The organism is Citrobacter sp. wls718 (genome assembly GCF_005280945.1).
Classification (GTDB): domain Bacteria; phylum Pseudomonadota; class Gammaproteobacteria; order Enterobacterales; family Enterobacteriaceae; genus Citrobacter; species Citrobacter gillenii.
The window spans coordinates 4,523-13,183 of sequence record NZ_SZWV01000100.1 but is presented as its reverse complement, the minus strand read 5'-3'; the positions used below and the strand labels follow the sequence as shown (position 1 = coordinate 13,183).

The window sequence follows — 8,661 nt, the reverse complement described above, 5'->3', positions numbered from 1 at the left end:
GGTACTGACGCCGGGCGCGGCTTCGCCGACGATCTCGACGGCAGAGTAGCCGTTGTAGCGTTCCAGACGCGGTGAACCGGTTTCCCAGCGCGAGGTGGCAAACGCCGAGAACGGCACCATACCACCGCTATTGTTGCGCACGTACCACAGGTTGATGTCGTCAGGGAGCATGCGATATTCCGCCGCCGCCTGCACGTAGACTTTTTTCACACGGCCGCGGTCCATAAAGTCATTGACGTAACTGGAGCCCCAGGCCGTTTGCAGCGTGTCGTTAATATCATCGATAGAAACCCCCAACGCCTGTGCTTTGCGCTGATCGATATCAATTTGCAGCTGCGGGCTGTCGTCGAGGCCATTATGACGTACGCGGGTGAGAGAGGTGTCCTTCCCGGCAAGTTCTATCAATTTGTCCCGTGCGGCCATTAACGCGTCATGACCCGCACCGGCGTGATCCTGCAACTCCATATCAAAACCGGCAGAGCTACCCAGGCCGCTGATGGCCGGAGGGCTGCTGGCAAATACGCGCGCCTCTTTAATCTGGTTAAACGCTTTGGTGGCGCGTTCGATAATGGCAAATGAGGTGCCGGTGGTGGCGTCACGATCGTCCCAGTCTTTTAAGCGGACAAACATGCGCGCTACGTTCTGCCCGTTCCCTCCAGGGCCAGAACCGACGGTTGAGAAGACCGACATGATGTTGTCTTTTTCATGGGTGAAATAATACTTCTCGACTTCTTCCACCACTTTTAACGTCTGCTGCTGCGTGGAACCGCTGGGCAGCTGCACCGAGGTGGTAAACATGCCGCGGTCTTCCAGCGGCAGGAACGAGGTTGGCAGGCGCAGGAACAGGAATACCATGCCGCCGAGCAGCAAGCCGTAGATCAGGATCCAGCGCAGGCTGCGATGTAAAATTCGCGCAACGCCTTTTTCATAGCGTTCAGCATTGCGGTTAAACATGCGGTTAAACCAGCCGAAGAACCCGGTCTGACCGTGATGTTCGCCCTTATGCAGCGGCTTGAGCAATGTGGCGCACAGGGCCGGGGTCAGGATCATCGCCACCAGCACCGACAGCACCATTGCCGAGACGATGGTTATCGAGAATTGGCGGTAAATCGCCCCGGTGGTGCCACCGAAGAAGGCCATCGGGATAAACACCGCGGACAGCACCATGGCGATACCCACCAGCGCACCCTGGATCTGCCCCATCGATTTCCGCGTGGCTTCACGCGGCGAGAGGCCTTCCTCGCTCATGATGCGCTCGACGTTCTCCACCACCACAATGGCGTCATCGACCAGCAGGCCGATGGCCAGCACCATCGCAAACATCGTTAGCGTGTTGACGCTGTAGCCAAAGGCGTAGAGCACGGAGAAGGTGCCCATTAACACCACCGGGACGGCGATGGTTGGGATAAGCGTCGCACGGAAGTTTTGCAGGAACAGATACATGACGAGGAAGACCAGCGCGATGGCTTCCAGCAGCGTTTTTACCACGTCGATAATCGATGCTTTGACGAAGGAGGTGGTTTCATACGCCACCTTGTATTCCAGTCCGTGCGGGAAATATTGCTACAGCTCATTCAGGCGATTGATAACCAGATTCGCCGTCGCCATTTCATTGGCGCCAGAGGCTAATTTAACCCCCAGACCGGAGGCCGGATTGCCGTTAAAGCGGCTGAGGTAATCGTATTTCTCTGCGCCCATTTCGACTGTGGCGACGTCGCCCAGTTTGACGTCGGAACCGTCCTGGTTCACGCGCAGCGTAATCGCGCGGAAATCGTCCGGCGTTTGTAGCAATGACTGAGCATTGATCGTCGCATTCAGCGCCTGTTTGTCCACCGAAGGCGTACCGCCAAGTTGGCCGACTGCAATTTGCGCATTTTGCGACTCGATAGCGTCGGTGACGTCTTTGGCGGTCATCTGGAAGCTGTTCAGCTTGGCCGGGTCGAGCCAGATACGCATGGAGTATTGAGAGCCGTAGGCGTCAATATCCCCCACGCCGTTAATACGGCTGAGCGGGTCCTGAATATTACTCGCCACGTAGTCGGCAATATCCTGCTTGTCCATTGAGCCGTCGGTGGAGACAAAGGCGATAGTCAGGATATTGGTATCCCCGGTTTTACGTACCGTCACCCCCTGATCCTGTACCGCCTGCGGCAGCTTACGCATCGCCGACTGCAGTTGGTTTTGTACCTGCTGTACGGCTTCGTCAGGATCGGTCCCTGCCACAAAACTGAGCGTCACCGACGCCTGGCCGGTCCCGCTGCTTTGCGACGACATATACATCAGGTTATCGAGACCGGTCATGTTCTGTTCGATAACCTGGGTCACGGTGTTTTCCAGCGTTTGTGCCGACGCGCCTGGATAGTTCGCGGTGACGCGCACGTTCGGCGGCGCCAGATCGGGATATTGCTCAACGGGCAGCGAAAAAATAGCCAGGGTTCCTGTGAGACACAACAGGATAGCTAACACCCAGGCAAAAATGGGGCGATCGATAAAAAAATTCGCCATTAAAAGGGGACCTCGTGTTTCTGCGTATATTTGTGGGTATGACCTGCTTCACTGTAGCGGCAAGGTACGAGCCAAACGTGGAGAAAAAAAGAAGATAATGTAAATTATCATACGCGTTTACAGCATACCTTTCGTGCCAACGCCGTCTGGACTGGGTGCAGACCAGACGGTGCATTGCTGTTCTTTACGTTAGCTGACTTTCTGTCTCTGCCGATCGAAAACTAATGCTGACCAGCGTTCCGCCCCCGGAGGGTTGCGAGAAGGTCAGTGTACCGCTGAGTCTTTCTGCTCGCTCACGCATAATATTCAAACCATAGTGTCCCGCGGGTTCTTGCGGGTCACCGATACCGACGCCGTTATCGCGGATATACACGGTATGATTCCCATCCGGCGCGGTCACGCAGCTGACGGCAATTTCGCTCGCACTGGCGTGTTTAATGGCGTTCAACACTGCTTCACGAACGATCTGCAACAAGTGCACCTGCATTTGCGCATCCAGTGCCAGCGTCGGTAACCGGCAATCGAGCGTCAGTTTAGCCGAAGTTTGGTTTTGCAGCGTTTCCAGCATTTCGTGCAGGGCAGAAGGCAGATCGGCCTGCTGTAAGGTCAGGCGGAAGGTGGTGAGCAGCTCGCGCAACTGGCGATACGCATCATTCAACGCCTGGGAGAAATCGGCCATGATGCCCTGCGCCGGGGCATTATCTTCCGGAATCGAACGCTTCAGTAGCGTTAACTGAATGCGCAAATAAGACAGCACCTGCGCCAGCGAGTCGTGGAGTTCACGCGCGATGGTCGCTCGCTCTTCCATTAACAACAGCTGCTGAAAATGTTTTTGCGCCTGATTGAAGTACAGCCCGCGACCCAGCATGGTTGACACGCTATTAAGCAGCGGTGTGGACGCACTTACGTTAGGGCTTTGCCAGTGTAGTTCACCATAGACGGTCTCTTGCATGGTGACCGGCAGGATCTGCATCGGCAGGTCGGGGCTTTTCGTTCCTTCGCTGATCCGCCAGTTATCCCCGACGGTGAGTTCCAGGAAATATGCAGCGTCGTGCTCGCGAACGATCTGTAAAATATGGCGGAAGCAGTGCACGTCAATTTGGCTGGTATTCAGCGCCTGAGAGCACTGATACAGCACTTCCAGGCGGCGATTGGCTTCGTGAAGGTCGTGTGTTTTCTCCGCCACGGAGGCTTCCAGCGAGCGGTACAGTTTATGCAGTTCACTCGACATCTGGCTAAACGTCTTCGCCAGCAGCCCCAGTTCGTTGGGCAAGCCGGTATCCAGTTGGGGGATATCAAACTGACCGTGTTCAATCTGCTGGCTGGCCATCACCAGGTTATTGAGTGGACGTACTACCTGCTGGCGAATACGCCGCAAAGTAAAGAACACCAGGGTGAATATGCCGATCCCGCCCGCCAGCGATATGCCAAACACCAGCATCACTTTGCGCTCAGCATAATGCTGCAGCGCCAGAACGAAGAGGTCGATTTGATTGACATAGTTGTTGATATTGGCCTGATACCAGGGCAAATCGCCGCTTATCAGTCGGGTGTTCATTTCCAGCCAGTTCGCATGCAGACGTCCATAGCGGCTTTTTACCGCCTCTGGAACATACCAGGCGTTTAGATTTTGTAATGCCGGCGCGTTTAACGCCTGCTGGAAAAGCTGGCGGTGGGCGTTGAGTTGTGGGCTTTGGCTTTGCAGGTCATACCCCAGCCGATAACTTTGCATACGCAGGGAACCGGCAATATTAATTGCCTCCGCGTCGCGCAAACTGCTGGTGAGCGTAAGCAGCGCAATGCCCGTAGAGAGAATTGACAGCAGCACGATGTAGAAAAAAGCCTTGGCTAAACTGGCCGAGACAGGACGCTTTACCGTCACTCGCACATCCTCACACAATGCGCCTCGCGCCTGGTTGCAGCCCGAACGACTCAGTGTATTTGTTAAATGTTAATAAAATCGCCATGAAACAGGATGGTAACTGAAACACAATTTCATATGCGATGAAATAAATTGATCTGCCACAGGTTCTGGATAAATAGTTGTACTTTCTGGGCAAATGGACATTGCCGCTCACTTCAGGGTCGGTTAATAACAGTCATATAAAGAATAAGGTTTTTGCAACCAAAAAAGAAGGAAGCCATGAATCGTTTTATTATGGTCAACAGCCAACAGTGCCTGGGATGCCACGCCTGTGAGGTCGCCTGTGTCATGGCGCATAACGATGAGCGGCATGTCCTGAGCCAACGGCATTTTCAGCCGCGCATTACCGTCATCAAACATCAACATCAACATCAACACCAGCGCAGTGCGGTGACTTGCCGCCACTGTGAAGATGCGCCCTGTGCCAGAAGCTGTCCGAATGGTGCAATCAGTCATGACAATGACAGCGTGCAGGTGAACGCGAAAAAGTGTATTGGCTGTAAATCCTGCGTTGTTGCCTGTCCTTTTGGCACGATGCAGATCGTACTGACTCCCGTGGCGAAAGGAAAGGTGAAAGCGACCGCGCATAAGTGCGATTTGTGTCAGGGGCGGGAAGAAGGACCGGCCTGCGTTGAGAACTGTCCGGCGCAGGCGCTACAGCAGGTGACTGAAAGCTCACTTGCCGGTCTTTCAAAAGCACGCAGGCTGCGCGCAGCCAGTCAGGAGTGTCAACCCTGGCATGCGATTGCCAGCGGAGTGACGCAGCATGTCACCAGTAAAGTTGAACAAATGCGGGCCACGCCCCCGCGCGGTGAGCCCGATAAACTGCCGATTGAAGCCCGTAAAACCAGCTTTGATGAGATTTATTTGCCGTTCCGCACGGCGCAGGCTGAACGGGAAGCCTCCCGCTGCCTGAAGTGTGGCGAGCACAGTATTTGCGAGTGGACATGCCCGCTGCACAACCATATTCCACAGTGGATCGAACTGGTGAAAGCCGGAAACATTGACGCAGCGGTTGAGCTTTCGCACCAGACCAACTGCCTTCCGGAAATTACCGGACGCGTCTGTCCGCAGGACCGGCTCTGCGAAGGGGCTTGTACGGTACGTGATGAACACGGTGCGGTCACCATTGGCAATATTGAACGTTACATCTCCGACCGCGCGTTGAGCAAAGGGTGGAGACCGGACCTAAGTCATGTACAGAAAGTCGATAAACACGTCGCCATTATCGGTGCGGGGCCGGCGGGGCTGGCTTGTGCGGATGTGTTAGCCCGCAACGGCGTTAGCACCACCGTCTTCGATCGCCATCCTGAAATTGGCGGCTTACTGACGTTTGGTATTCCGGCCTTCAAACTGGATAAATCATTGCTGGCGCGCCGTCGTGAAATCTTCAGTGCCATGGGTATTCATTTCGAGCTGAACTGCGAAGTCGGCAAGGACGTGACGCTGGCTGCGTTGCTGGAAGACTACGATGCGGTGTTCGTGGGCGTCGGGACCTATCGTTCGATGAAAGCGGATCTGCCGAATGAAGACGCCCCCGGTGTGTATGACGCGCTACCGTTCCTGATTGCCAATACCAAGCAGGTGATGGGACTGGATGAACTGCCAGAGGAGCCGTTTATTGACACCGCCGGACTTAACGTCGTTGTCCTCGGCGGCGGCGATACGGCCATGGACTGCGTGCGTACCGCGCTGCGCCACGGGGCAAGCCAGGTCACCTGCGCTTACCGTCGGGATGAAGCCAACATGCCCGGCTCGAAAAAAGAGGTCAAAAATGCCCGCGAAGAGGGGGCTAACTTTGAATTTAACGTCCAGCCGGTTGAGCTGGTGCTGAATGCTGAAGGGCGCGTCAGCGGCGTGCGTTTCTTACGCACCCAACTCGGTGAACCTGATGCGCAGGGGCGGCAGCGTCCGGTTCCCATCGCCGGGAGTGAATTTGTGATGCCTGCAGATGCGGTGATCATGGCGTTTGGTTTTCATCCGCACGGCATGCCATGGCTGGAGGCGCACGGCGTGAAGGTTGATAGCTGGGGGCGGATCGCTGCGGACGTTGAGAGCGCTTACCGTTATCAAACCACGAACCCGAAGATTTTTGCCGGGGGGGATGCGGTGCGCGGAGCCGATCTGGTGGTGACGGCCATGGCGGAAGGGCGTCATGCCGCACAGGGGATCGTCGACTGGCTGGGTATAAAATCAGTTAAATCTCACTAATCAGCGGGTAGGCCGGATAAAACGCGTTAGCGTTGCCATCCGGCAATGTGCAGTATATAGGTCTGATGGCGCTTCGCTTATCAGGCCTACATTGTTCTAAGACAAACCCGGTTTCACGGCGTAGTATTATTGCTCACTTCTCTCCGTGGAGCCGGTATGTCGCAAAAAATTACCCTCATCAAAGACAAAGTCCTTTCCGATAACTACTTCATCCTGCGCAATATCACCTATGAACTGACCCGTAGCAACGGCGAGGTCATCCGCCACAAACGCGAGGTTTACGATCGCGGTAACGGGGCCACCATCCTGCTGTATAACCCGGAGAAAAAGACCGTGGTGTTGATCCGCCAGTTTCGCGTCGCGACCTGGGTCAACGGTAACGAAAGCGGACAGCTAATAGAAACCTGCGCCGGACTGCTGGACAACAACGAGCCGGAAGCCTGCATTCGCAAAGAGGCGATAGAAGAGACCGGCTATGAAGTGGGTGAGGTGCGCAAACTGTTTGAGTTGTACATGTCGCCGGGCGGCGTGACCGAATTAATCCACTTTTTTATCGCGCAATACAGTGACAGCCAGCGGGCGAATGCCGGTGGCGGCGTTGAAGATGAAGATATTGAGGTTCTGGAACTCCCCTTCATGCAGGCGCTGGAGATGATCAAAACTGGCGAGATCCGAGATGGTAAAACGGTGCTATTGCTGAACTATTTGCAGTCGTCACATCTCATGGGCTCATGATCGGGATTTATATTTCTTTACAAAATAACGGCCAATCCGACGATTCTGATTGAGCCTCATCAATCGCGCAAGGAAGATACGGCTCAGGTTGTTGGTTTTGACTTCGGGGTTGTACCGTCCATGCGCTATCGCGTTATTTTCATCTTTCTGCTCGGTTTGCTGCCGGTCCGCTTTTTGTGGGCGGCTCCTGCGCAGCAGGCATTTTCCGACTGGCAGGTGACCTGCAATAACCAGAATTTTTGCGTGGCGCGCAATACCGGTGAACATCACGGCCTGGTGATGACCCTAAGCCGCAGCGCCGGGGCGCATACCGACGCGGTGTTGCGCATCGAACTGGGGGGACTGGACTCCCCCGATGCCAAAGAGGCAGATATTGCGCCGCGTTTGCTGCTCGACGGCGCACCGCTGCCGTTGACCGGTGAACACTGGAATATAACGCCCTGGCATCTGATGACTGACGATCCTGTCACCATTAGCGCCTTTTTACAGACCGTGCAAAACGCGCAGGCTATTACCCTGCAAAAAGGGGGGCAAACCCTGTCGCTGAGAGGACTGAAAGCCGCGCTGTTGTTTATTGACGCACAGCAAAAACGTGTAGGCAGTGAAACCGCCTGGATACAAAAAGGTGACGAGCCGCCGCTCAGCGTGCCGCCGGCACCCGCCCTGAAAGGTGTGGCCATCGTGAATCCCACGCCAACGCCGCTGTCTGAACAAGAACGCAACGACCTACTGGATTACGGGAACTGGCGGATAAACGGGTTGCGTTGTTCGCTCGACCCGATGCGTCGCGAGGTGCGGGTGTCTGCGTTAACGGACGACAAAGCGCTGCTGATGATCGGCTGTGAGGCCGGGGCATATAACACCATCGATTTGGCGTGGATTGTGTCCCGCAGCAAACCGCTGACCTCCCGCTCCGTGCGGTTGAGTCTGCCGTTTAAAACGGATGCAGAAAGCAATGATATGGAGTTGACCAATGCTGCGTTCGATGAAAAATCGCGCGAGCTGATTACGCTCGCCAAGGGCCGAGGGTTGTCGGACTGCGGTATCCAGACGCGCTGGCGTTTTGACGGCCAGCGTTTTCGTCTGGTGCGTTATGCGCAGGAGCCAAGCTGTGATAACTGGCATGGCCCCGACGCCTGGCCCACATTGTGGATCACCCGTTAAGCACCTTATGTGCTTTTTCGACAATGTTCTCCACCGTAAAGCCGAAAAACGGGAATAATTTGTCCGCCGGGGCGGATTCCCCATAGCCGGTCATGCCGACAATCGCACCTTTCAGACCGACG

The 8,661-nt window shown here is 55.3% G+C and carries 5 protein-coding genes and 1 pseudogene; 3 read left to right on the top strand and 3 right to left on the bottom strand.

All coding sequences use genetic code 11. From position 1 onward, the window contains the following. A pseudogene (locus tag FDW95_RS18525) lies at positions 1-2,505 on the bottom strand (efflux RND transporter permease subunit); the annotation flags it as partial. A 184-nt stretch (positions 2,506-2,689) separates the two neighbouring features. After that, positions 2,690-4,387, bottom strand: coding sequence for a nitrate/nitrite two-component system sensor histidine kinase NarQ (narQ, locus tag FDW95_RS18520; protein ID WP_115257808.1), 1,698 nt, complete (start codon positions 4,385-4,387; stop codon positions 2,690-2,692). A gap of 261 nt (positions 4,388-4,648) precedes the next feature. Between narQ and aegA the strand changes: the two genes are divergently transcribed. The 3 genes from aegA (at position 4,649) to FDW95_RS18505 (ending at position 8,539) form a co-directional block, all read left to right on the top strand. Then, positions 4,649-6,640, top strand: a complete 1,992-nt coding sequence (gene aegA, locus FDW95_RS18515; protein WP_115257809.1) for a formate-dependent uric acid utilization protein AegA — start codon at positions 4,649-4,651, stop codon at positions 6,638-6,640. 156 nt (positions 6,641-6,796) lie between these two features. Further along, positions 6,797-7,375 carry a GDP-mannose pyrophosphatase NudK gene (nudK, locus tag FDW95_RS18510; protein WP_115257810.1) on the top strand — a complete coding sequence of 193 codons (579 nt, stop codon included), beginning with the start codon at positions 6,797-6,799 and terminating at the stop codon, positions 7,373-7,375. A gap of 120 nt (positions 7,376-7,495) precedes the next feature. Further along, the gene (locus tag FDW95_RS18505; protein WP_115257811.1) at positions 7,496-8,539 is read left to right on the top strand and encodes a DUF1176 domain-containing protein; all 1,044 of its coding nucleotides are present in this window, start codon (positions 7,496-7,498) and stop codon (positions 8,537-8,539) included. On the opposite strand, the gene FDW95_RS24020 is transcribed toward FDW95_RS18505, so the two are convergent. Then, positions 8,529-8,661, bottom strand: a 133-nt coding sequence (locus tag FDW95_RS24020; protein ID WP_249359242.1) for a hypothetical protein, incomplete at its 5' end; no start/stop codon positions are given. The two genes, FDW95_RS18505 and FDW95_RS24020, sit on opposite strands and share 11 nt — an antisense overlap.